Raw genomic sequence first — 22,514 nt, 5'->3', positions numbered from 1 at the left:
TATGCGCAGGAGTTCTTCACCACGGTGAAGACGGCCTACACGCTGGCCTGAGGCAGCGTTCGCGGCCGCGCCTTCAGCGCAGCGGTCGCAACCCCATCGCCACCCCCAGCCCCGCCACGCTCGCGAGTGCCACGATCGCGGCGGCGGCCGGCCAGCCCAGCGCCTCCACCGCACCGCCGACCAGCACCGGGCCGATCATCTGGCCGACGTTGTTGCCGGTCATCAGCAGGCCGACCGTGAGCGGTGCGAGCCGAGGCTGCGGCGCGGCCCGTTCTGCCGAGGCCAGCAGGGTCGCGGGCAGCAGCCCGCCGGCACCCGAGAACAGCAGGCACAGCACGAAGGTCGGCGGCGCCGCCAGGAGCGGCAGGAAGATGCCGAGCGCGGCGATGCCCATGGTGGCGGTCGCGACGGCCACCAGCCGCCAGCGCGGCGTGCCGCGCGCCAGCAACAGGCCGGCCGCGAGGTTGCCGGCCACGTTCGCGAGGCAGGCGAGCGCGCTCAACAGCCCGGCCGTGGCCGCGCTCGTGCCCATGCGCTCGATCAGCAGCACCGGCAGGAAGTTGAACAGCGCGAAGAACTGCAGGCTGTAGATCGCGAAGGACAGCGCGAGCCGCAGCGGCGCGCTCGCCGCGAGCGTGCGGGCGGTGTCGCCGGCGATGTCGCGCCACGACAGCCGGCGCGTGTCGCGCTCCGGGCGCGGCACGGCCGCCAGCACCAGCGCCAGCAGCACCAGCGCGAGCAGGCCGTTCGCGAGCCAGAAGCCGCGCCAGCCCTCGAGCACCGAGCCGACGAAGAACGCGATCGCGATGCCGACCGGCATGAAGCAGCTCCAGATCGCGAAGGCCAGGTCCTTCGCGGCGGGCGCGACGATGCGCTGCAGCAGCGCGGGCCCGGCGATCACGATCAGCAGGAAGCCCAGGCCCTCGACCACGCGCGCGAACAGCAGCGCGGCCAGGCCGCCGGCCAGGGCGCCGATCGTGCTGCCGACGGCCAGCGCCAGCAGGCCGGCCGCGAGCAGCCGACGGTCGCCCGCGCGCGCGATCCAGGCGCCGACCGGAATCGCGCCGAGCACGCCGAGCAGCGAGAACACCGCCATCAGCCAGCCGATCGCCGACAGGCCGAGCCCGAAGTCCTCGCGCAATTGCGGCACCGCGATCGCGACCTTGCCGACCTGCAGCGCGGCGATCACGCCCGCGGCGACCACCAGGGCGACGCCGGTCCAGGCGGTGGTGGCGGCGGAGGAGGGCAGCGGCGCGGACGTGGAGTGCATGAGCGCCAGTCTGGCCTTCGAGCCCGATCGATGAAAGCAAATAATATCGGTCGACTTCATCGATCGAACCGATCGAGTTGCATTGCCCGAAGAAGGAGAAGCCCATGCTGGATGCGCTCACGCTGTCCCAGATGCAGATGTTCGCGGTGGTGGCCGAGGCCGGCAGCTTCCGCGCGGGCGCGGACCGGCTGCACCGCGTGCAGTCGGCCGTGAGCCAGGCCGTCGCCAACCTCGAGGAGCAGCTGCAGGTGCGGCTGTTCGACCGTTCGGGCCACAAGCCCGTGCTCACGCCCGCGGGCCAGGCGCTGCTGGGCGACGTGCGGCAGATCCTCGCGAAGGTCGATGCCTTGCGCGCCCGCGCGCAGGGGATCGAGCAGGGCATCGAGCTCGGCCTGTCGATCGCGGTCGACACGCTGTTCCCGATCGACCTCGTGGCGGCCGCCATCCGCGGCGTGCACGCGGTGCATCCGGGCATCGCGATGCGCATCGAGTACGGCTCGATGGGCGCGCCGGTCGAGGCGCTGCACAGCGGCCGCTGCGACATCGCGATCTCGGCCTTCTCGCAGCTCGACGAGCGCATCGCGCGCGAGTTCCTGCTGCCGCTGTCGATGGTGGCGGTGGCGGCCGCCGCGCATCCGCTGGCGGCGCTCGCGAGGAAGAAGGCCCGCGGCTCGCTCGACGACGCGGCCGCGCGGCACCTGCAGATCGTGGTGGAGGACGCGAGCGCGCTCAGCGCGGGTCAGGACTTCGACGTGCTCTCGCCCACCACCTGGCGCGCGGGCGACATGCAGATCAAGCTCGCGCTGCTGCGCGCCGGACTCGGCTGGGGAAAGATGCCGTCATGGCTGGTGGCGGCCGACATCGCGGCCGGCACGCTGGTGCAGTTGCCGGTGGGCCGGCTCGGCGTGGACGGCGAGACCGGCCACCGCGCCTACTTCTGCCACCGCGCCGACAAGCCGCTGGGCGTGGGCGCGCGGCTGTTGCGCGAGGGCCTCAAGGCACTGTCGATGCCGGCGGCGCGCGGCGGCGCCGGCGCAGCCAGAACTCCACCAGCTCGAACACGCCCTCGCTCAGCAGCGCCAGCGCCGCCGCCGGCAGCGCGCCCGCCACGAGCAGCTCGCGGTCGTTGAGCGCGAGCCCGGTCACGATGCGTTCGCCGAAGCCGCCCGCGCCGATGAAGGCCGCGATGGTCGCGGTGCCGATCGCGATCGCGGTGGCGGTGCGCACGCCCGCGAGCAGCGTGGGCAGCGCCAGCGGCAGCAGCACCAGCCGCAGGCTCTGCTTCGAGGTCATGCCGAGCGCGGTGCCGGCCAGCCGCAGGCCGTTGGGCACCTCGGCCAGGCCGGTCACGGTGTTGCGCATGATCGGCAGCAGCGAATAGAGCGTGAGTGCGATCAGCGCGGGCAGGGTGCCGATGGCGCCGAGCATCGAGATCAGCACCGCGAGCAGCGCCAGCGAGGGCACGGTCTGCATCAGGCTCGCGACGCCCAGCACCAGCGCGCGCAGCCGCAGATGCGGAAACACCAGGATCGCGATCGGCACGCCGACCAGGATGGCCACGCCCACCGACAGCGCCACCAGCAGCAGGTGCTGGCGCGCGAGCTGCCAGAGGTCGGGGCCGAAGAGCTTTGCCGCGAAGCCGCGCCGCGTGTCCTGCGGCGCCGCGCCGTCCTTGCCGGCGCTCGCGAGGAAGTCGCGCGCGATGGTGTCGAAGGGCACGCTCTGCAGCTCGGCGCGCGCGTTCATCGCGATCATCGCGTGCTCGTCGACCCGGCCCTCGAGCTTCTGCAGCGCGGCCCAGGCCTTCGGCAGGCGCCGCGGCAGGTCGAGCTTGTAGAGCACCACCGCGTCGTAGCGCGGGAAGTACTGGCGATCGTCCTCGAGCACGCGCAGGCCCAGGTGGTCGATCTTGGCGTCGGTGGTGTAGATGTCGATCACGTCGACCTGCTTCGCGCCGATCGCGTCGTAGGCCAGGCCGTGGTCGAGACCGGTGGGCGTCTGCGTGAAGCCGTAGCGCGCGGCCAGGCCCTTCCAGCCGTCGGCGCGGCCGATGAATTCGTTCGACAGGCCGAGCTTCAGCTCGGGATGCTTGGCGAGGTCGCCGAGGCTGCGCAGCCCGAGCCGGTCGGCATCGGCCGCGCGCACCGCGAGCGCATAGCCGTCGTTGAAGCCCAGCGGTATCGCCACGCCCAGGCCCAGCGGCGCGAGCGCCTCGTTCATCTGCGCGCGCGTGGCCGCGGGCGAGCCCTTGAGGATCTCGAGCGCGATGGTGCCGGTGTATTCGGCATAGAGGTCGATCGCGCCCGAGCGCAGCGCCTCGTAGACGATGGCCGTGTTGCCCAGGCCCTGGCGCACCACCGGCTTGTTCGCGAGGTGCGGCGCGGCGGTCTGCGCGAGCAGCTCGGCCAGGATGTAGGACTCGGTGAAGCGCTTCGAGCCGACGCGCAGCGTGCCGTCGTCGGTGGTCTGCGCGGATGCCGCGACACCGAGCCAGGCCAGCGAGAACAGCAGGATGGCGCGCCAGAGGTGGCGGCGGGGCGATTGCATCCGGACCAGTGTATCGGCATGCGTGGCGCGCGGCCACCCGGGGCACTCAGGCGAACAGCCGTGCCAGCCCCGCGATCGATTCGGGGCCATAGCCCACCGAGCCGACCGGCACCGCGCCATCGACGGCCGCGAGCACCGCCGCCGTGCCCACGGGGCCGAAGCCGCCGCAGAGCTCGATGAGCTGCACGCCCTGCGCCAGCAGCTCGCGCGCGGCCTGCGGGCCCTGGGCCGCGCTCGCCACGCCGATGGTGATCATGTGGAAGTGCGAGGCGGACAGCACGCTGCGGTCGCGCGCGGGGTCGAGCCCGTGGCCGGTGACGATGAATCCGAATCGGGTGAGTGCCATGTATTTGCTCCAGGGGCGGGTGGTGAATGGCCGCCATGGTCGCGCCTCGGTCTATGCTCGTCCACGTCCGTTTCGGCAATGAATGAGACAGAAAAGGTCCGACATGCTCGATCTGCAGCAGCTCCACTATTTCGTCGCGGTCGCCGAGACGCAGAGCATCGCGCGCGCCTCCGAGCGCCTGCACATCTCGCAGTCGCCGCTGAGCCGGCAGGTCATCGCGCTCGAGGAACGGCTGGGCCTGGCGCTGTTCGCGCGCAGCGGCAAGCGGCTCAAGCTCACGCAGGCGGGGCAGCGCTTCCTCGAGGAGTGCCGGCTGCTGCTGTCCGCCTCGGCGCGGCTCGAATCCCGCGTGCGCGAGGAGGCCGCGGGCCGGGCCGGCAGCGTGGCCATCGGCCATGTCGAGAGCGCGCTGCATGCGGGCGTGTTGCGCAAGGCCCTGCGCGCGCTGCGGCGGCAGTCGCCGGCCACCGAGGTGCAATTGCTGGCCGCGCGGTCCGCGGCGCAGTTCGAGGCGCTGCGCGACGGCCGCATCGACATCGGCTTCGCGCACCGTGCACCGCCCGCGTCGGACGATGCGCTCGCGAGCCGGCGCGTGGCGCGCGAACCCTATCTGCTGGCGCTGCCCGCCGACCATGCATTGGCCACCGGCCGGCGTGCCGGCGCCAGGGCGCTCGATGGCGCGCCCTTCGTCTTCCTGCCGCGCCAGGCCACGCCCGAGGGGCGCGCGCAGATGCTCGAGGCCTGCCGGCGCGCGGGCTTCGCGCCCGCCATCCGCCACGAGGCGGCCGAGCCTTCCACCGTGCTCGAGCTGGTGGCCTGCGGGCTCGGGCTGGCGATCGTGCAGTCCGGGCTGAAGCGGCTGGCGCCCTCGGGCGTGGTCTGGGCCGAGCTGCCGCGCGGCTTTGCGCTCGAGCTCGAGGTGCATGCGGTGACGCGAAAGGTGCCGGGCGCGCTCGCCGAGCGCCTGCTGGCGGCGCTGCCCGCCGTCTGAGCCGAGGTCGTACCCGCCCGTCTCCTACACGCCGTGGTGCGCGAAGCCGATGCGCTCGGGACGCGCCGCGCCGCATAGTCGAAAGCCATGAATCCCAAGCCCGCCAAGAAGTCTTCCAAGACCACGACCAAGCCCCGCCAGTCTCCCAAGATCGACCTGCCCGGCCCCGACGTCCACGGCCTGCGCGAGCTGCCCAAGCTGCAGGTCGACGGCTACAGCCTGCAGCTGCGCGACAACGAGGGCTTCGTCGGGGATCAGGCGAGCCAGACCGCGTTCCGCGCGCTGCTCGAGCGCTGGCGCCGCAAGCACCGCAGCGACGGCACCGATCCGCTGGGCCTGCGGCATTCGCGCGACATGAGCAAGAAGGAGCTCGACCGGCTGCTGCGCGGCCAGAAGGTCAGCGACGCGGCCAACGTGATGCACAGCGCGATCGGCGAGTTCGCGCAGGAGCTCGCGGCCGTGATCCAGCGCTTCCTGCACCAGCCTTCATGGGAGAAGGTCGAGCGCATCGTGGTGGGCGGAGGCTTTCCCGAGAGCGAGGCCGGCGAGCGCGCGATCCTCGAGGCCGGCGCCATCCTCGAGGAGATGGGCGTGCACGTGCAGCTCGGCCGGCTCTCGCACGAGGTCGACGACGGCGGGCTGATCGGCTGGGTGCACCTGACGCCGCCCGAGATGCTCAAGAAGCACGACGCGATCCTCGCGATCGACATCGGCGGCACCAACGTGCGCTGCGGCATCGTGAAGACGCGCCACCGCAAGGCGCGCGACTTCTCGCTCGCGAAGGTGGTGCGGCGCGAGAAGTGGCGCCATGCCGACGAGAAGCCCAGCCGCACCAACTTCGTCGAGCACGTGGCCGGCATGCTCGAGGACATGGTGCGCTATGCCGAGCGCAAGAAGATCCGGCTCGCGCCCTTCATCGGCATCGCCTGCCCCGGCCTGATCCGCAAGGACGGCTCGATCGCGCGCGGTGCGCAGAACCTGCCGGGCGACTGGGAGAGCGAGAACTTCCACCTGCCGAGCGCGCTGTGGCGCCGCATGCCGATGATCGGCTCGGGGCCGACGCTGGTGCTGATGCACAACGACGCGGTGGTGCAGGGCCTGAGCGAACTGCCGTTCATGCGCGATGTCGGCCACTGGGCGGTGCTCACCATCGGCACCGGGCTGGGCAATGCCAGCTTCACCAACCGCAAATGACTAGACCGCCAGCGCGCGTCGCCTGAGCCGCAGGAAACTGAACACGGCGGCGCTCGCCGCGCACGCGGCACCCAGCCACAGCGCGTACACCGCGCCATTCGTGCTCGACACGTGGAAGCAGGCCGCCACCAGCGCCGCGCCCGAGGACTGGCCCAGCAGGCGCACCGTGCCCACCATGCCGCTGGCACCGCCGCTGCGCGAGGCCGGTGCCGAGCCCATGATGGCGCGCAGGTTCGGCGACTGGAAGAAGCCGAAGCCCGCGCCGCACAGCGCCATGCGCCAGACGATGCCGGCCACCGTGGGATGCGGCGGCAGCAGCGCCAGCGACAGCAGGCCCAGCGCCAGCAGCGCGAGCCCGATGCCGCAGAGCAGGCCCGGCTCGTAGCGGTCCGACAGGCGTCCGGCCAGGGGCGCCATCGCGGCCACCACCAGCGGCCATGGCGTGATGAGGAAGCCGGTCTCGACCTGCGAGTAGCCCAGCAGCGACTGCAGCAGGAAGGGCAGCGAGATGAAGGCCAGCGCCTGCGCGGCGAACGAGCACACGGCGGTGGCGGCCGACAGCGCGAACACGGGATTGCGCAGCAGGTCCATGGCCAGGATCGGCGCCGGATGCCCGGACTGGCGCTTGAGCAGCCAGGCCAGCAGTACGAAGCCCAGCACGGCCTGCACGATCACCGACTCGACGGTGGCCTGGTGCGCGGCCTCGGTGAGCGTGGAGGCCAGCAGCGCCAGCGCGGCGGCGCACAGCAGCGCGGCCAGGCCGTCGAAGCCGTGGCTGTGGCGCTCGGTGGCCGGCAGGAAGCGCAGCCCGTAGAACACCGCCACGGCGCAGATCGGCACGTTGATGAGGAACAGCCAGTGCCACGAGCCCAGCAGCAGCACCAGCGATGCGGCCGTGGGCCCGCCCGCGAAGGCCAGGCCCACGACGAGCGCGTTCAGGCCCAGGCCGCGGCCCAGCATGCCCGAGGGATAGACGACGCGCACCAGCGCGCCGTTGATGCCCATCACGCCGGCCGCGCCCAGGCCCTGCACCAGGCGCCAGCCGACCAGCGCGGGCAGCGAGTCGGCCAGGCCGCAGCCCAGCGAGGACACGGTGAACAGCACCAGGCCCCAGAGGAACACGCGCCGGTGGCCGAGCACGTCGCCGAGCGCGGCGGCCGGCAGCAGCGCGGCGACCATCGCGAGCTGGTAGCCGCTGACGACCCAGGTCGAGGCGGCCTCGCTCACGCGCAGTTCGTTGGCGATGGTGGGCAGGGCGGTGTTGGCGATCGCGGTGTCGAGGCTGGCCACGCACACGCCCAGCATGATGGCGAGCAGCGCGCCGAAGCGTTCGTGGGCCGGCAGGCCCGGGCCGATCGCATGGATCTCTTGACGGGAAAACAGGGAGGCCATCGCTCGCGGAAGAAAGAGGGCTGCGGCGTCCGGCGACGCCGTGGGGAGACGCGAAGGCTAGTCCTAAGTGGAAACCCTTGCCGGCGCTCGGGGATGCGCGGCGCGGGCCTCCCCGGCCCGCCCGCTGCTCACTCGGGCTTGGCGCCCGTGGCCGCCACCACCTTGCCCCAGCGCACGATCTCGCTGCGCACGAAGGCGCCGAACTCGTCGGGGCCGGTGCCCATCGGCACCAGGCCCTCGTCCCTGAAGCGCTCGCGCATGAGCTCGGAGCCCAGCGCGGCGCGCGCGGCGTCGGCGATGCGCGCCACCAGCGGCGCGGGCATCTGCGCCGGCCCGAAGAGGCCATACCACGAGCTGTACGCATAGCCGGGCAGCACTTCCGCCACGGCCGGCACCTCGGGAAAGGCAGCCAGGCGCTTCTCGCTCGTCACGCCCAGGGCCTTGAGGCGCTTTGCCTTCACGAGCTGCTGCACCGTGGCCACGCCCGCGAAGGCCAGGTCGATCTGTCCCGCCACCACGTCGGCGATGGCCGGCCCGGTGCCCTTGTAGGGCACGCCCACGATGTCGATGCCCGCGTCGCGCTTGAGCATCTCGCCCGCCAGGTGGTTGGCGCTGCCCAAGCCCGCGATCGCCACGTTGAGCTTGCCGGGCTCGCGCCTGGCCAGCGCGATCAGCTCGCGCACGTCGTTGGCCGGGAGCGTGGGCCGCGCGATCAGGATGGCCGGCAGGCTGGCGATGCCCGCGAGCGGCGTGAAGTCCTTCTGCGGATCGAAGGGGAGGTTCGGATACAGCGAGGCATTGATGGCGTGGCTGGTGTAGCTCAGCAGCAGCGTGCTGCCGTCGGTGGGCGCCTTGGCCACGGCCAGCGCCGCGATGTTGCCGGCCGCGCCCGGGCGGTTCTCGACGATGAACTGGTGGCCCAGGCGCGTGGTGAGCTCCTGCGCCAGCGCGCGCGCCACGATGTCGGTGCCGCCGCCGGGCGTCGCGCCCACGAGCAGGCGCGTGACCTGCTGCGCGCGAACGCCGAAGCTCGCGAGGGCCGAGGCGCTGGCGCCTGCGGCGATGAATCTGCGTCGAAGCATGCTTGTCTCTCTTTCGTTGTCATCGGGGGGCGGGCCGGCCGGTGCCGGCGCGCGCTTCAGGCCAGGGCGTCCGCCGCCGGCCGCTTCGCCCGCCAGGGCTCGAGCCGCATGTTCAGGGCCTGAGCCTGCCGCTGCTCGTAGGCCAGGAACTCGGACGTGATCGCGCTGCCGCGCACGCCGCCGCGCACCGCGCCCGCGCGCACGTCGCCGTAGTACTCCTCGAAGGCAGCGGGCAGCGGTTGCGACGAAGGGATCGCGAGCCACAGGCGCAGCAGGTGGCGCTTGTCGTCGGGCGCCTCGAAGTCCTCGAAGGGCGTGCGCGAATGCAGGGTCACGTAGTTGTTGAGCAGCTGCATGTCGCCGCGCTCCAGCGTCATGGAGTAGCACAGCAGCGGGCTCGGCATCAGCGCGTCGAGCAGGTCCAGGGCCTCGACCTGCTGTGGCGTGAGGCGCGGCACCTCGGGGAAGTCGCGCTGCGCCGCGTCGGTGTTCTTGCGGTTGGTGCGCGCGGCGAAATGCAGCGGGTCGCTGCCGAAGATCGGGCAGCGGTAGAACGGCGGCTGCGACGGGTCCTGCGTGCCCTGGTAGCTGTGGAAGAAGGGCTGCTGCAGCACCGGGATCAGGTCGGGGCGCAGCCGCTGCACCTCGTCGCGCAGCCGGATCGAGCTGATGACCTTGCTGGTGCCGCCGCTCTTGGCCGTGCGCCGGCACAGCAGGCCCACCACGTCGCACGAGTCCTGGTGGAAGTCGAGGCCGGCGCTGGTGTTGTAGCCGCGGCCGCCCTTGACCTTGTAGTCGCCGCCTTCGTCGCGCACGTCGTTCATGACCTGGCTGGCGCGGTTCTGCGTGCGGCCGACGCCCATGTGCAGGCTCATGCCCCAGTAGGCGGTGCGCGTCTCGTCCTCGCTCCATTCGTCGACCGGGAAGCCCTTGAGCAGGCACATGCCCCAGCGGCCCTGCGTGGTCGCGATGGCACGGTCCAGCGCTTCGCGCGAGGCCGCGGGCAGCGGGAAGTCGGCCTGCGTCATCGAGAGCAGCGGCTTGCCCAGCGCGGCCGCATGCCGCAGCGCCGAGCGGAAGCCGTCGACCTCCGTCTCGCTCAGGCGCTGGATCCAGGAACTGTCCTGGCGCACCTCTTCGGCGGTCCAGGCGAGGGGGGCGGCGGGTTGCGTGTCGTTCATTCGATCGGGTCCTCGGGTGTCGTGCCAAAAAGTCTAGGACCGCGCGATGCGAAGAAAAAGCGACACTATTTCAAGTCTTAGATAAGGAAATTTGATGAAGATCGATGCCTTCTCCACGCTCGACGCCGTGTTGCGCGGCGGCACCCTGGCGGCGGCCGCGCACGAGATGAACCTCACGCCCAGCGCCATCAGCATGCAGATGAAGCAGCTCGAGGCCTACCTGGGCCAGCCGCTGTTCGACCGCTCGGGCCTGCAGGTCAAGCCGATGAAGCTGGCGCACGAGGTCTCCTCGGTCATGCGCGATGCGCTGCAGCAGCTCGAGTCGCTGCGCAAGCGCGCGAGCGTGAGCATCGAGGGCAGCGTGCGGCTGGGCGTGATCGAGTCGATGCAGCCCATCGTGCTGCCCGCCACCATGCGGCTGCTGCGCGAGCGCTATCCGCGGCTGGAGCTGCGCCCCGCGCGCGGGCGCAGCGCGTCGCTGATCGCGGCGGTGAAGGCCGGCGACCTCGATGCGGCGCTGGTGGCGCAGCCCGAGAGCGGCGGTTCGGCGCGGCTGCGCTGGCAGCCGATGCTGCGGCGCGAGCTGGTGCTGGTGGCGCCGCCCACGGCCACCGAGAGCTCGGTGGCCGCGCTGTTCAAGCAGTACGACTGGATCCGCTACGACCGTTCCACCGTCACCGGCACGCTGGCCGCGCGCTTCGTGAGCACGCAGGTGCGCGAGAAGCGCGGCACGCTGGAGTTCGACAGCACGCCCGCCATCGTCGCCATGGTCAGCGGCGGTCTCGGGATCTCGGTGGTGCAGATCGCGGACCCGGGGCTGGTGGCGACCTACCCGGTGCGCATCGTGCGGCTCGGCCGTGGCGCGCCGATGCTGCAGCTGTCGCTGGTCACGCGCAAGACCGACGACGACAGCCGCACGCTGGCCGCGATGCGAGAGGCCATGCACACGGCGTTGATGACGGCGCAGCGGCAGCGCAGCGACCGCGGCATGTAGGGTTGCGCTACAGGTCCTCGGGCCGCAAGCTGCCCTCGACGCGCACCCCGCCCGACACGGCCGCGAGATTGCCGGCCGCGTCCGAGGCGCGCACCTCGATCACCGCATGGCCCGCGCGTGTCGGCGTCCAGGTGCACACGTAGGGCGCGGCGCGCAGCGTGCAGACGGTGCGGCCGTCGGCGATGAACTTGAGCTCGGCCACCGCCACGTTGTCGGCCGCGCTCGCGGCCAGGCGCAGCGGCAGGCCGGCCGCAGCGGTCGGCGGCGCGACGAAGGCCACGGCGGGCGGCAGCGTGTCGGCCGGCGGGTTGACCATCACGTTGGCCGAGGCCACCGCCGTGTTGCCGGCCGCGTCCATCGCGATCACGCGGATGGTCTGCATGCCGGGCGCGGTCGGCGTCCAGCTGCAGGTGTAGGGCGGGGCGGTGAAGCTGCAGATCGGCAGGCTCTGCGCGCCCATCACCTTGAGGCCCCACACGCCCACGTTATCGACCGCCACCGGCGCCAGCGTCACCGGCTGGCCCACGGTGGCCATGGCCGGCGCGGCCAGCGAGACCACCGGCTTGTGGTCGTCGGGCAGGCCCAGCGGCAGGTCGATGGAGAACATGGCCTGGCCGCGCACCGCCTTCTGCTCGAAGGCATCGAAGATGGTGAACCAGCTCGCGCCCGGCGCGCGGCCCGGTGCCTGCGCCTTCACCAGCAGGTTGGTCTTGCCGACCGCGAAGCAGGTGAAGCCGCAGCGCCAGTCGAAGACGAAGCGCCCGCCCGCGTCCGACACGCCCTGCGCGATCGGCTCCAGCGGCTTGCCCGCGCCCGGATCGCGCCATACCCAGACCTGCGCGCCGGGCAGCGCCGCGCCGCCCTCGCGCTCGCTCACGCGCACCTGGGTGGCGGTGGTGCCGGCCATGAACTTGGAGCTGCCGAGCTTGGGCCAGTTGCTCCAGTCGGTGTCGAGGTTGGCCTTCGTGCCCTCGGTGAAGCGGATCATCTCGATCGTGGCCACGCGGTTGGCCGCGGGGTCGAAGCGCTCCTCGAACACCGTGCCCAGCAGCGGATCGAGCCGCCAGTGCTGGCGCGGCCACCTGTAGCGGTCGGCGGGCTTCGTGAGGTCGAGGTCGGCCTTGGGTGCGACGTCGGTGGTGTCGGCCACCGCGATCGCGTTGTAGTACTCGCCCGAGCCGGCGCCGAAGACGTGCTCGAGTTCATGCAGCAGGGTCTTGAGCTGGCGCCCGAGGTAGTCCTTCTCGGTCGATTCGACGGCGCCGGGCGCGATGGCGCGCGTGAGGCGCAGCGGGTCGTGGATCGCGGTCCAGTTGAGGTTCCAGGTCGCGCCGCGCGCCGGAAAGGTCCAGCTCATCGTCAGGCCGCCGTGGCTGTAGCCGCGCGTCGACTTGTTGATGCAGACCGCGATCTCGCCATTGACCAGGCCGTTGAGGCTGCACTGCGGTGCCTGGGCCGGCGCGATCCATTGCAGGTCGGCGGCGGGGTCGAAGCCGAAGCCGCGCACCGATTCGCGCGTGAAGACGGTGTTCACGTCGGCCACGTACTGCGCGAGCCGGCGGCCGGCCTCGGCGCCGCCGATCTCGGCCGCGAGCTGCGGATCGACGAAGAACTTCAGCCGGTGGACGCTGGCGGTGCCGCGGCCGATCTCGTCGAGCACGACCGCGCCCGAGGGCGATGCGACCAGCAGGGCCACTGCCCCCAGCAGGGCGGCGCACAGCCGGCGTACGCCGGCTTGCAGCGAGGAGAAGGCTCGCATCGGTCTTCCCCGCGGCGGGGGCGCAAAGCGCGAACGGTCGGCGCCGGGAGCCGGCCGTTCGCCGTGCGCGACCCCCGTCGGGCGGCCCTGCGATGCAGGGGGTGCCGGGAGTGCCGATCGGGCCGCGCCTCAGGGGCGCGCGGACAAAACCAATCCGTCAACTACCGAAACCGGTAGTAATTCTAGATGGATTGTGTGTTTGTGTTTCAAACGTTGTTGCAATGTATCAAATTGGCGGCCCCGATGCCGCCGTGGCGACCGCGTCCTCGGGCGGCGCGCTGCCCAGCGCCTTGCAGACCGCGACCCAGTCCACGGCCAGCCGGCTGCGGCTCTGGGCCCGGTCGCGCTGGGCCTGCAGCAGGGTGCGGCGGGCCTCGAGCGCCACGCCGAAGTCGGTGAGCCCGCCGGCGTAACGCGCTTGCGCGAGCGCCAGCGCATCGGCGCTCTCGCGCTCGCGCTCGGCCAGCTCGGCCTGGCGGCGGCGCTCGGCCGCATAGGCGCTGAGCGCGCCGTCGATCTCGTGCCAGGCCTTGAGCACCGTCTGCTGGAAGGCGACGGCCGCTTCCTGCTGCTGCAGCTCGCGCAGGGTCACGGTGCTGCGGCGCCTTCCCATGTCGAAGATCGGCAGGCTCAGCGAGGGGCCGACCTGCCACTGCCGGCTGCCCCAGTCGCCGAAGCGCTCGTGGCCCACCGATTCGTTGCCGAAGCGCGCGCCCAGCGTCACGCGCGGATAGAGCTCGGCCACCGCCACGCCCACGCGCGCGATGGCGGCATGGAGTTGCGCCTCGGCCGCGGCGATATCGGGTCGGCGGCGCGCGAGTTCGGCCGGCAGGCCCAGCGCGAGTTCGGGCAGGGCGCGGTCCTGCGCGGCGGCATCGGCCGGCGCCGCGAGCTCGGCATTGAGCGCGCCCGGCGCGGCGCCGAGCAGCAGCGTGATCTGGTTCATCGCCTGCGCCTCCTGCTGCAGCAGCGCCGGGATGCGGCCGCGCAGCTCGGCCAGCAGGCCGCGCTGGCGCACCGGGTCGAGCTCGGTCACGAGGCCGCCGCGCGCGCGGGCCTGCACCAGCTCGAGCGACTCGCCGGCGGCCGCGAGGTCGGCGCGCGCCAGTTGCAGTTCGCGCTGGCTGCCGCGCAGCTCGACGTAGTTGCGCGCGACCTCGGCCTGCACGCTGAGCTGCGCCTGCCGCAGCAGCGCGGCCGAGGCGGCGCTGTCGGCCTCGGCGGCCTCGACCGCGCGCCGCACGCGGCCCCAGAGGTCGATCTCCCACGAGGCGTCGAAGCCGGCCTGGTAGAGGTCGAAGGGCTGCGACAGCGAGCGGATCAGCTGCTCGCGGTTGCCGGCCGAAGAACCGATCGCGTCGATCATGCGCGTGGCCGCGCCGCTCTCGCTCTGCCGCTGGCGGTTCACGCCCGCGGTCGCCTCGAGCTGCGGCCCTCGCTGCGCCGCGGTGGCGCTGCGCTGCGCGCGGCTCTGCGCGAAGCGCAAGGCGGCCGTCCGCAGGTCGTGGTTGGCAGCGAGCGCGCGCGCCTGCAGGCTGTCGAGCAGCGGATCGCCGAAGGCCTTCCAGTCGCTGGTGGCGGCCGAGGCGCCGGCGCGCCGTTCGGCGCCGAGCAGCGCATCGGCGCCGCCGTGCCAGGCCGACCAGTCGGCGGGGGCCGGCGTCTCGGCGGGGCGATGGTCGGGGCCGACCGCGCAGCCCGACAGCGCGAGGGCGAGCACCAGCGGCGCGAGGGCATGAGGGAGGGACATGTCTTCTTCTCCAGACGTGGAATGGCGCGCGTTCAGGCGAGCCGGTTCCGGAACAACCAGGCCGCCAGCGGCAGCGTGACCACGGCGATGACCGAGAGCGGAATGAGATTGGCCGCCACCGTCGAGAGCCCGACGCCCTCGAGATAGACGCGCTGCACCAGGTCGATCGCGAAGCGCAGCGGATTGGCCAGCGTGGCGATCTGCAGCAGCTCGGGCATGTTGCGTACCGGCGTGGTCAGGCCCGACAGCAGCATCATCGGCATCAGCAGCACGAAGGTGTAGAGCATGGCCTGCTGCATGTTGGCCGACACGGCCGAGATCGACAGCCCGATGCCCACGCTCGCGACGGTGAAGAACACCAGCCCGGTGTAGAGCGTGAACAGCGAGCCCGCCATCGGTATGCCGAACCAGAAGCGCGCCACCAGCAGCACCAGCGAGGACTGCACCAGCCCCACCAGCACCGGCGGCAGCGCCTTGCCGACCATGATCTCGAGCGGCGACATCGGCGTCACCAGCAACTGGTCGAAGGTGCCCTGTTCGCGCTCGCGCGCCACCGACAGCGCGGTCAAGAGCAGCGTCTGCACCATGCTGAGCGCGGCGATCATGCCGGGCAGCAGGTTCCAGCGCGTCTCGAGGTTGGGGTTGAACCAGGCGCGCGATTCCACGGCCAGCGGCGCCGGCGCCAGGCCCGCGCGGTTGCGCAGCTCGGCGTTGTAGCGCTCGACCACCGCGCCCACGTAGCCAGCGGCCGAGCCCGCGGTGTTGGAGTTGCGCGCATCGAGGATCAGCTGCACCGGCGCCCGCTGGCCGGCCGCGAGCCGCTGCTCGAAGTCGGGGCCGAGCTGCACCACCAGCAGCGCCTTCTGCGTGTCGATGACCTCGCGGATGTCGGCCTGGGTGCGCAGCGTGGCGACGCGGTGGAACACGCCGGTGCCGTCGAGCCGCGCGACCAGCTCGGTGGCCGCGCCGCCATGGCTCTGGTCGAGCAGCGCATAGGGCACGTTGCTGAGGTCGTAGGTGGCGGCGTAGCCGAAGATCAGGCTCTGCATCAGCGCCGGCACGACCAGGATCACGCGGCTCGCGGGGTCCTTGAGGATCGCGAGCAGTTCCTTGCGGCAGAGGTTGGCGATGCGCAGCAGGAAGTCGAGCATGGTGCGGGTCCTTTCAGTCCAGGCGCTTGCGCGTGACCGCGCGCGCCAGCGCCAGCAGGCCCACCGCATAGGCGGCGAGGATGGCGCAGTCGCGCCAGATCAGCGGCCAGACGTCGCCCGCGAGGAACAGCGTCTTGACCAGCTCCATGAAGTAGGTGGCCGGCAGCGCATGCCCGATCACCTGCACCGCCAGCGGCGTGTTGCGCAGGTCGAACAGGAAGCCCGACAGCATCATCGAGGGCAGGAAGGTGGCGATCAGCGCCACCTGGCTGGCGAGGAACTGGTTGCGCGTGACCGAGGAGATCACCAGGCCCAGGCTCACCGCCACGACCAGGTAGAGCATCGAGCTCAGCACCACCACGACCAGCGAGCCGTACATCGGCACCGCGAACAGGAAGCGCGCGGCCAGCAGGCACAGCGCCAGCCCCAGCATGCCGACCGCGAAGTAGGGAACGATCTTCGCCAGCAGGATCTCGACCGGCCGCACCGGCGTGACGAACAGCGCCTCGAGGGTGCCGCGTTCCCATTCGCGCGCCATCACCAGCGCGGTGAGGAAGGCGCCGACCAGCGTCATGATCAGCACGATCAGCCCCGGCACCAGGTACCAGGTGCTGGTGTTGGCGGCGTTGAACCACATGCGCTGCTCTAGCGTCACGCTGCCGATGGCGGGCGCGGCGCTGGCGTTGCCACCGCGGTCGGCCTGGCGCAACGCCGACTGGCCGATGGCCGCGTTGAGGTACTGCAGCACGATGGTCGCGCGGCCCGCGTCGGCGCCATGCACGATCACCTGCACGCGCGCCTGGCCGGCCGCGAGCGCGCGCGGGAAGTCCGAGGGCACGCGCACGATGGCGTCGATGCGGCGCTCGCGCATCAACCGTTCGGCCTCGTGCATCGAGGCCAGCGGGATCGGCGCGAGCGTGGGCGAGAGCTGCAGCCCGGCCATCGCCTCGTGCGCGCCGGGCGAGGCGTCCTCGAACACGATCGCCACCGGCGCATGCTTGACGTCGAGCGACATGCCGTAGCCGAAGATCAGGATCAGCACCATCGGCAGCAGGATGCCGATCGCGAGGTTGCTGCGGTCGCGCAGCAGCTGGCGGAACTCCTTGCGCGTGAGCGAGACCAGGCGGGACCAGAAGCCGCTCATGCTTTCTCCTTCCGCGCCTTCTCGACGATGCCGATGAAGGCCTGCTCGATGTCGATGCGGCGCGCATCGTGCTCGCCGTGTTCGCCGTGTTCGTCCCCCAGCGCCTGCGCGCGCACCTCGCGCGGCGTGCCGATGGCCAGCAGCCGGCCCGCGTCCTGGATCACGATGCGGTCGCAGTACTCGGCCTCTTCCATGAAGTGGGTGGTGATCACGACCGTGGTGCCGGCCTCGGCCAGCGCGGTGATGCGGCGCCAGAACTCGCGCCGCGCGAGCGGGTCGGCGCCGCTGGTGGGCTCGTCGAGGAACAGGATCTCGGGCTCGTGCAGCAGGCCGGTGGCCATCGCCAGGCGCTGGCGGTAGCCGCCGGGCAACTGGCCGCTGGGCGCGTCGATCTCGCGCGCCAGGTCGAACTGGCGCAGCACCGCGTCCATGCGTTCGCGCAGCCGCCCGCCGCGCAGGCCGTAGGCGCCGCCGAAGAATTCGAGGTTCTCGCGCACGCTGAGGTTGCCGTAGAGCGCGAACTTCTGCGAGACGTAGCCGATGCGCCGGCGTGCCTGCGCGCGCGCATGGCGCAGGTCGACGCCGGCCACGCGCAGCTGCCCGCCGCTGGCCGGCAGCAGGCCGCAGAGCATGCGGAAGGTGGTGGTCTTGCCCGCGCCGTTGGGGCCCAGCAGGCCGAAGATCTCGCCGCGGCGCACGCTGAAGCTGGTGCTGGCGACGGCGGTGAAGTCGCCGAAGCGGCGCACCAGGTCCTTGACCTCGATGACGGTGTCGCCGGGCGTGGAAGAGGAGGGCGCCGGCTGCCGCGCGATCGGCTCGGCGGGCTTCTGCGCCGGCTCTTCCTGCGCGCGCAGCAGCGTCATGAAGCCATCCTCGAGCCGCGGTGCCACGGGCTCGGCGGCCGCGCCATCGAGCAGCGTGCCGATGCCTGCCTCGTCCGCGTCGTCGCGCCGCACGAAGCGCACCTCGCCGCCTTGCGGCACCGCGTCCACGATCTCGGCGCGCGCATCGAGCAGCCGCGCCTGCAGCCGCCGCGGCGGCTCGCCGGCCGGCGGCGCGGCCACGAAGCACAGGCCCTGCGCGCGGTCGCGGATCTCCTCGGGCGCGCCCTGCGCCACGAGCCGTCCCTCGCGCAGCACGAACACGCGCGCGCAGCGCTCGGCCTCGTCGAGGTAGGCGGTGCTCACGATGACCGAGAGCTGCTCGTCGTCCACCAGCTGCTGCACGATCTGCCACAGTTCGCGCCGCGACAGCGGATCGACGCCCACCGTGGGCTCGTCGAGCAGCAGCAGCTCGGGCGAGCGCACCAGCGTGCAGGCCAGCCCGAGCTTCTGCTTCATGCCGCCCGAGAGCTTGCCCGCGGGCCGGTCGGTGAAGCGGCCGAGGTCGGTCATCTCCATCAGCCGGCCGTAGCGTTCGCGCCGCTCGTCGCGCGGCACGCCGTGCAGGTCGGCATAGAGGTCGAGGTTCTCCTGCACGCTGAGGTCGTCGTAGAGGCCGAAGCGCTGCGGCATGTAGCTGATGCGGTCCTGCACCGCCTGCGGGTCGGCGGCGACGTCGATGCCGAGCACGCGCAGCTCGCCGGCATCGACGCGCAGCAGGCCGGCCATCAGCCGCAGCAGCGTGGTCTTGCCGGCGCCGTCGGGGCCGACCAGCGCGGTCAGCGTGCCGGGCGGCACCTCGAGCGCGATGTCGTCGAGCGCGTGCACGGTCTTCTTCGCGGGCTTGACGACGAAGCGCTTGTGCAGGCCGCGCGCGAGGACGGCGGGCGCGTTCACTTGCCGGCCGTTCCGGAGGGTGCGAGCCGCAGCGTCACCGTGGCCGGCATGCCCAGCCGCAGCCGGTCCTCCCTGTCGTCGACCATCACGCGGATCTCGTAGACGAGGCTGCTGCGCAGCTCCTCGGTCTGCACGGTCTTGGGCGTGAACTCCGCCACCGAGGCGATGTAGCCCACCTTGCCCGCGATCGCATGGTCGGGCTGGCTGTCGGTGGTCACGCTGGCCTCCTGCCCGGCCTGGATGCGGCCGAGGTCGGGCTCGGCGACGTAGGCCCGCACCCACTTGGGATCGGTGATCGCGAGCGTGAAGGCCGGGCGCTGCGGCGAGGCCATGTCGCCGGGCTCGAGCAGCCGCGCGCGCACCACGGCGTCGATCGGCGCCTTGAGCTCGGCCTCCTCGAGTTCGTGCTGCATCAGCGCGAGCTCGGCGCGCGCCGCCTCGAGCTGGGCCTGGGCCTGGGCTATGTCCTCCTTGCGCGGCCCGCTCACCACCAGTTGCCGTGCCTTGCGCGCGTTGTCGAGCTGGGCCTGCGCGACCTTGCGTCGCGCCTGCGCGCTCTCGAGGTCCTGCTGGCTCACCGCGCGGCCCGCGGTCGACTGGCCGATGGCCTGCAGCCGCGCGAGCTGCTGCGCGGCGAGCTCGGCATCGGCCTGGGCGGCGCTCACCTGCGCCTCGGCCTGCGCGATCTCCTCGGGCCGGCTGCCGGTCTTCAGCCGCAGCAGCGCCTGTTCCTGCACGCCGATGCGCGCCCGCGACTGCGCCACGCGCAGCGCCAGGGTGCGCGTGTCGAGCCGGCCGATGACCTGGCCGGCGCGCACCCGGTCGCCCTCGCGCACCGCGAGCTCGGCCACGCGCTCGCTGCCGCTGAAGGCCAGCGACACCTGCCGCAGGTCGACGTTGCCGTAGAGCACGATGCGGTCGGAAGGCGCGGCCGGGCGGCCGTAGTGCCAGGCGGCGACGGCCGCGGCGGCCAGCACGACGACGGCGAGGGCGATCAGGGGTTTCTTGGTCATGGCTTTTTGGGGCGGAAGCGGAAGGAGCGTCCGGATCGTATCAAATTCAAATTTGAATTTGAAGTAGGCCGGAAGTTGGGGTAGGCTCGCGCCATGGCCAGCCGCTCCCGTTCCCCTCGTCCGACCGCCTCCTCCGCACCGCCCGCCGCCGAGGCCGAACCGGCCGCGCGCGCGCCGCGCACCGACGGCAACGCGACCCGCGCCCACATCCTCGAGACCGCGGGCCGGCTGTTCGCCGAGCGGGGCTTCGCGGCCAGCACCAGCAAGGAGATCTGCACCCGCGCCGGCACCAACATGGCGGCGGTCAACTACCACTTCGGCGGCCGCGACGGCCTCTACGAGGCGGTGCTGGTCGAGGCGCACCGCCAGATCGTCAGCCTGGACGAACTGGTGGCCCAGGCGAGCAGCGGCGCCGATCCGCGCGAGCGGCTGCGCGCCTTGCTCGGCCACCTGGTCGAGATGGGCCACCAGCCGCAGGCGCCCTGGGGCTTTCGCGTGATGCTGCGCGAGGCGCTGTCGCCCTCGAGCGCGATGCCGGTGCTGATCCAGAAGGCGGTGCTGCCCAAGGCCAAGGTGGTGCGCGGGCTGATCGGCGAGATCATGGGCCTGGCCGACGACCACCCCTCGGTGCAGCGCGGCGTGATGTTCACGGTGCTGCCGTGCATCGTGATGATGGTCGCGCCCAAGGAGCTGGGCCAGCGCGTGCTGCCCGCGGTGCGCGACACCGGGGCGCTGGTCGACGACCTGATGCGCTACGTGCTCGCGGGCCTCGACGCGGTGGCGCGGGAGGCGGGCGGCCAGCAGGCCGCCGCGCCCGTCAAAGCTGGAAGGCGACGGTGAGCAGCAATCCCTCGGCCACGTCGCGCAACAGGCCCGGGCGCCGCGCGCGGTAGGCCTCGCCGGCCGAGGCCGTGGTCTCGATCCACTCGGCCAGCCATTCGATCTCGTGCGTGCCGTAGAACACGACATTGGCCTCGTGGTTCAGCAGCAGGCTGCGCAGGTCGAGGTTGATCGAGCCGCACATCGCGAGCTGGTCGTCGACCACCACCGCCTTGGCATGGGCCATGAACGGCAGCATGCGGAAGCTCACGCCCGCGCGCGCCAGGTCGCGCATGGCGCGCGTGCGCACGAAGTCGGCCAGCCGGTGGTTCGACTGCGCGGGGATCGCGATCGTGACCTGCACGCCGCGCCGCGCGGCCAGCCGCAGCGCGTCGCGCAGGCCGTCGCCGGGCACGAAGTAGGGCGTGATCGCGAGCAGCCGGTGCTCGGCGCGAAAGCACGCGTCGATCAGCAGCGCATGCGCGGTGTCCTCGGTCTGGTCGGGGCCGCTCGGCAGGAACTGCGCCAGCGCGGCACCGGGGCCCTCGGGCACGTCCTCGGCCGTGATCGCGCGCGGCTTGCGGCTGCGCACCGAGGCCCAGTCGTGGTCGAACTGGCGCGCCGCGGCGGCCGCCACGCTGCCGCGCAGGTCGAACGAGAGATCGCGCCAGGCCTCGGGATGGGCGGCGTCGCCGTTGAAGTACTCGCAGGCGAGGTTGCGCCCGCCCGACCAGAGCCAGCCGTCGTCGGCGATGGTGAACTTGCGGTGGTTGCGCAGGTTGCGCGGCCCGATGCGGCGCAGGCTGAAGAAGGGCCGGAACACCGCCACCTCGCCGCCGGCCGCGCGCAGCGGATCGAAGTGGTGGCGCGGCAGCGTGAGCGCGCCGAAGCCGTCGAGCAGCACCCGCACCTTGACGCCTTCGCGCGCGCGCTGCGCGAGCCGCTCGATCACCGAGCGGCCGAGCGCGTCGTTGCCGATGATGAAGGTGCAGACGTCGAGCCGTTCGCGCGCGCCGTCGATCACCTCGAACAGCGCGAGCCGCGCGTGCTCGCCGTCGGCATGCAGCCGGATCGCGCTGCGCCCGGGCGGCGCCAGGCCGAAGCTCTCGATCAGGTCGGCCGCCCAGTGGCCGGCCGGAGCCGAACGCGGCGGCCGCGCCGAGCCCGCGGGGCGCAGCTTGCGCTGGCCGAACAGCAGGTACATCGGCAGGATCAGGTAGGGCAGCAGCACCAGGCCCATGACCCACGCGATGGCGGTGGTGGGCGCGCGCTGCTCGCGGCGTGCGCGGGTGGTCAGCACGTAGACCAGCAGCGCGAAGGTGACGACGAGGAAATGCTGGGACGGAGAGGGAAGCCAGTCGAACCCGTTTTTCGGCATGGGCCGATGATGCCTGAGGCGGCCGCGCGCCGCCGTGCTTGCCCCCTCAGCGCCGAAGGAAGGCCGGAACGCCGCGGCCCTGCGAGGCCAGGAAGTCCATCATCGGGTCGACCACCGCGCGTACCGCGGGCCGCTCGCCGACGCGGTCGCGCCAGGCCACGAGCCGCGGCGTCTCGGCGGTCATGCCCGCGCCCTTGCGGTCGGCGAACACATGGGCCATGTAGAAGGCGATGTCGGCATAGCCGTAGTCGCCGGCCAGGAACGCGCGGCCGTCGGCCAGCAGGGTGTCGAGCTGGCCGTAGAAGCGCGCGCAGGCGGCGCAGGCCTCCACCGCGGGCGGGCTTTGCATCGCCTCCTGCAGGCCGAAGAGCCTGACCACCTGCGGGAAGAAGACCTCGTCGGAACGGTGCTCGAGCTGGCGCGCGCGGGCCCGCGCGGCCGCTTCGGCGGGCCACAGCGCGGGCCGTGGATGCCGGTCCTCGAGGTACTCGAAGATCTGGGTCGAGTCGAACAGCTCGACCGCGTCGTCGATCAGCACCGGCACCTGGCCCTTGGGGTTGATGCGCAGCACCTCGGGGTGCTTGGGACTGTAGTTGTCGTCGCGGTCGAAGGGCACCATCACGAGCTCGAAGGCGATGCCCTTCTCGAGCGCCGCGATCTGCACCTTGGCGCCGAACATGCTGAGGGGGCCGGAGAAGATGTGGGTCGTCATGGCCCCGAGTTCA

At 72.2% G+C, this 22,514-nt stretch carries 18 protein-coding genes and 1 pseudogene; 5 read left to right on the top strand and 14 right to left on the bottom strand.

The features are described from left to right. Window positions 1-73: 73 nt before the first annotated feature. On the bottom strand, window positions 74-1,270 hold the full coding sequence (locus tag KV106_RS27115) for an MFS transporter (RefSeq protein WP_261213725.1): 1,197 nt from the start codon (window positions 1,268-1,270) through the stop codon (window positions 74-76). 104 nt (window positions 1,271-1,374) lie between these two features. On the opposite strand from KV106_RS27115, the pseudogene KV106_RS27110 reads away from it, so the two are divergent. Continuing rightward, window positions 1,375-2,274: pseudogene (locus KV106_RS27110) on the top strand (LysR family transcriptional regulator); the annotation flags it as partial. Here KV106_RS27110 and KV106_RS27105 read toward each other — a convergent pair. Both KV106_RS27105 and KV106_RS27100 read right to left on the bottom strand, forming a co-directional pair. After that, window positions 2,264-3,817, bottom strand: coding sequence for an ABC transporter permease/substrate-binding protein (locus tag KV106_RS27105; protein ID WP_261213724.1), 1,554 nt, complete (start codon window positions 3,815-3,817; stop codon window positions 2,264-2,266). The pseudogene KV106_RS27110 and the gene KV106_RS27105 overlap by 11 nt on opposite strands. A gap of 46 nt (window positions 3,818-3,863) precedes the next feature. Then, the gene (locus KV106_RS27100) at window positions 3,864-4,163 is read right to left on the bottom strand and encodes a DUF6506 family protein (protein ID WP_057595691.1); all 300 of its coding nucleotides are present in this window, start codon (window positions 4,161-4,163) and stop codon (window positions 3,864-3,866) included. Between the two features lie 103 nt (window positions 4,164-4,266). Between KV106_RS27100 and KV106_RS27095 the strand changes: the two genes are divergently transcribed. Together KV106_RS27095 and KV106_RS27090 are read left to right on the top strand one after the other, a co-directional pair. After that, the gene (locus KV106_RS27095; RefSeq protein WP_261213723.1) at window positions 4,267-5,154 is read left to right on the top strand and encodes a LysR substrate-binding domain-containing protein; all 888 of its coding nucleotides are present in this window, start codon (window positions 4,267-4,269) and stop codon (window positions 5,152-5,154) included. A gap of 87 nt (window positions 5,155-5,241) precedes the next feature. Beyond that, on the top strand, window positions 5,242-6,348 hold the full coding sequence (locus KV106_RS27090; protein WP_172705637.1) for an ROK family protein: 1,107 nt from the start codon (window positions 5,242-5,244) through the stop codon (window positions 6,346-6,348). Here KV106_RS27090 and KV106_RS27085 read toward each other — a convergent pair whose 3' ends face one another. The 3 genes from KV106_RS27085 to KV106_RS27075 all read right to left on the bottom strand — a co-directional run bounded on the left by KV106_RS27085 (window position 6,349) and on the right by KV106_RS27075 (window position 10,003). Then, window positions 6,349-7,740 (bottom strand): MFS transporter, encoded by a 1,392-nt coding sequence (locus KV106_RS27085; protein ID WP_261213721.1) that lies wholly within the window; start codon window positions 7,738-7,740, stop codon window positions 6,349-6,351. It abuts the gene before it with no gap. Between the two features lie 128 nt (window positions 7,741-7,868). After that, on the bottom strand, window positions 7,869-8,822 hold the full coding sequence (locus tag KV106_RS27080; RefSeq protein ID WP_261213718.1) for a tripartite tricarboxylate transporter substrate binding protein: 954 nt from the start codon (window positions 8,820-8,822) through the stop codon (window positions 7,869-7,871). A gap of 56 nt (window positions 8,823-8,878) precedes the next feature. Continuing rightward, a complete protein-coding gene (locus KV106_RS27075) occupies window positions 8,879-10,003 on the bottom strand; it encodes a TauD/TfdA family dioxygenase (RefSeq protein ID WP_261213717.1) in 1,125 nt (374 codons plus the stop codon). 94 nt (window positions 10,004-10,097) lie between these two features. On the opposite strand from KV106_RS27075, the gene KV106_RS27070 reads away from it, so the two are divergent. Beyond that, on the top strand, window positions 10,098-10,997 hold the full coding sequence (locus tag KV106_RS27070; RefSeq protein ID WP_261213715.1) for a LysR family transcriptional regulator: 900 nt from the start codon (window positions 10,098-10,100) through the stop codon (window positions 10,995-10,997). Between the two features lie 7 nt (window positions 10,998-11,004). On the opposite strand, the gene KV106_RS27065 is transcribed toward KV106_RS27070, so the two are convergent. From KV106_RS27065 to KV106_RS27040, 6 genes are all read right to left on the bottom strand, one after another. Continuing rightward, a complete protein-coding gene (locus tag KV106_RS27065; protein WP_261213713.1) occupies window positions 11,005-12,756 on the bottom strand; it encodes an Ig-like domain-containing protein in 1,752 nt (583 codons plus the stop codon). Between the two features lie 226 nt (window positions 12,757-12,982). After that, on the bottom strand, window positions 12,983-14,506 hold the full coding sequence (locus KV106_RS27060; protein WP_261213711.1) for an efflux transporter outer membrane subunit: 1,524 nt from the start codon (window positions 14,504-14,506) through the stop codon (window positions 12,983-12,985). A 32-nt stretch (window positions 14,507-14,538) separates the two neighbouring features. After that, entirely contained in the window at window positions 14,539-15,657 is a 1,119-nt protein-coding gene (locus KV106_RS27055) for an ABC transporter permease (RefSeq protein ID WP_261213709.1), read from the bottom strand. Between the two features lie 13 nt (window positions 15,658-15,670). Continuing rightward, the gene (locus KV106_RS27050; protein ID WP_261213707.1) at window positions 15,671-16,801 is read right to left on the bottom strand and encodes an ABC transporter permease; all 1,131 of its coding nucleotides are present in this window, start codon (window positions 16,799-16,801) and stop codon (window positions 15,671-15,673) included. Further along, on the bottom strand, window positions 16,798-18,579 hold the full coding sequence (locus tag KV106_RS27045) for an ATP-binding cassette domain-containing protein (RefSeq protein WP_409976564.1): 1,782 nt from the start codon (window positions 18,577-18,579) through the stop codon (window positions 16,798-16,800). Before KV106_RS27045 ends, KV106_RS27050 begins: the two co-directional genes overlap by 4 nt. Next, window positions 18,576-19,592: an HlyD family efflux transporter periplasmic adaptor subunit gene (locus tag KV106_RS27040; RefSeq protein WP_261213706.1), complete on the bottom strand. Its 1,017-nt coding sequence runs from the start codon at window positions 19,590-19,592 to the stop codon at window positions 18,576-18,578. Before KV106_RS27040 ends, KV106_RS27045 begins: the two co-directional genes overlap by 4 nt. A 93-nt stretch (window positions 19,593-19,685) precedes the next feature. Between KV106_RS27040 and KV106_RS27035 the strand changes: the two genes are divergently transcribed. After that, window positions 19,686-20,432, top strand: coding sequence for a TetR/AcrR family transcriptional regulator (locus KV106_RS27035; protein WP_261213704.1), 747 nt, complete (start codon window positions 19,686-19,688; stop codon window positions 20,430-20,432). On the opposite strand, the gene KV106_RS27030 is transcribed toward KV106_RS27035, so the two are convergent. Further along, complete coding sequence (locus KV106_RS27030; RefSeq protein WP_261213702.1) at window positions 20,410-21,789, bottom strand: phospholipase D-like domain-containing protein; 1,380 nt, start codon at window positions 21,787-21,789, stop codon at window positions 20,410-20,412. The two genes, KV106_RS27035 and KV106_RS27030, sit on opposite strands and share 23 nt — an antisense overlap. A gap of 46 nt (window positions 21,790-21,835) precedes the next feature. Beyond that, the gene (locus tag KV106_RS27025) at window positions 21,836-22,501 is read right to left on the bottom strand and encodes a glutathione S-transferase family protein (protein ID WP_261213700.1); all 666 of its coding nucleotides are present in this window, start codon (window positions 22,499-22,501) and stop codon (window positions 21,836-21,838) included. Window positions 22,502-22,514: the final 13 nt, after the last annotated feature.

This window comes from Variovorax endophyticus, assembly GCF_025376855.1.
In the GTDB taxonomy this organism is placed as follows: domain Bacteria; phylum Pseudomonadota; class Gammaproteobacteria; order Burkholderiales; family Burkholderiaceae_C; genus Variovorax.
Note: the sequence above shows the minus strand (reverse complement) of the source record. Positions and strands in the feature narration are given on the sequence as shown.

What these genes read in the sequence shown, in the direction of transcription:
- KV106_RS27115 (WP_261213725.1), bottom strand. Translation starts at nt 1,270, where the DNA reads ATGCACTCCACGTCCGCGCCGCTGCCCTCCTCCGCCGCCACCACCGCC.
- KV106_RS27105 (WP_261213724.1), bottom strand. Translation starts at nt 3,817, where the DNA reads ATGCAATCGCCCCGCCGCCACCTCTGGCGCGCCATCCTGCTGTTCTCG.
- KV106_RS27100 (WP_057595691.1), bottom strand. Translation starts at nt 4,163, where the DNA reads ATGGCACTCACCCGATTCGGATTCATCGTCACCGGCCACGGGCTCGAC.
- KV106_RS27095 (WP_261213723.1), top strand. Translation starts at nt 4,267, where the DNA reads ATGCTCGATCTGCAGCAGCTCCACTATTTCGTCGCGGTCGCCGAGACG.
- KV106_RS27090 (WP_172705637.1), top strand. Translation starts at nt 5,242, where the DNA reads ATGAATCCCAAGCCCGCCAAGAAGTCTTCCAAGACCACGACCAAGCCC.
- KV106_RS27085 (WP_261213721.1), bottom strand. Translation starts at nt 7,740, where the DNA reads ATGGCCTCCCTGTTTTCCCGTCAAGAGATCCATGCGATCGGCCCGGGC.
- KV106_RS27080 (WP_261213718.1), bottom strand. Translation starts at nt 8,822, where the DNA reads ATGCTTCGACGCAGATTCATCGCCGCAGGCGCCAGCGCCTCGGCCCTC.
- KV106_RS27075 (WP_261213717.1), bottom strand. Translation starts at nt 10,003, where the DNA reads ATGAACGACACGCAACCCGCCGCCCCCCTCGCCTGGACCGCCGAAGAG.
- KV106_RS27070 (WP_261213715.1), top strand. Translation starts at nt 10,098, where the DNA reads ATGAAGATCGATGCCTTCTCCACGCTCGACGCCGTGTTGCGCGGCGGC.
- KV106_RS27065 (WP_261213713.1), bottom strand. Translation starts at nt 12,756, where the DNA reads ATGCGAGCCTTCTCCTCGCTGCAAGCCGGCGTACGCCGGCTGTGCGCC.
- KV106_RS27060 (WP_261213711.1), bottom strand. Translation starts at nt 14,506, where the DNA reads ATGTCCCTCCCTCATGCCCTCGCGCCGCTGGTGCTCGCCCTCGCGCTG.
- KV106_RS27055 (WP_261213709.1), bottom strand. Translation starts at nt 15,657, where the DNA reads ATGCTCGACTTCCTGCTGCGCATCGCCAACCTCTGCCGCAAGGAACTG.
- KV106_RS27050 (WP_261213707.1), bottom strand. Translation starts at nt 16,801, where the DNA reads ATGAGCGGCTTCTGGTCCCGCCTGGTCTCGCTCACGCGCAAGGAGTTC.
- KV106_RS27040 (WP_261213706.1), bottom strand. Translation starts at nt 19,592, where the DNA reads ATGACCAAGAAACCCCTGATCGCCCTCGCCGTCGTCGTGCTGGCCGCC.
- KV106_RS27035 (WP_261213704.1), top strand. Translation starts at nt 19,686, where the DNA reads ATGGCCAGCCGCTCCCGTTCCCCTCGTCCGACCGCCTCCTCCGCACCG.
- KV106_RS27030 (WP_261213702.1), bottom strand. Translation starts at nt 21,789, where the DNA reads ATGCCGAAAAACGGGTTCGACTGGCTTCCCTCTCCGTCCCAGCATTTC.
- KV106_RS27025 (WP_261213700.1), bottom strand. Translation starts at nt 22,501, where the DNA reads ATGACGACCCACATCTTCTCCGGCCCCCTCAGCATGTTCGGCGCCAAG.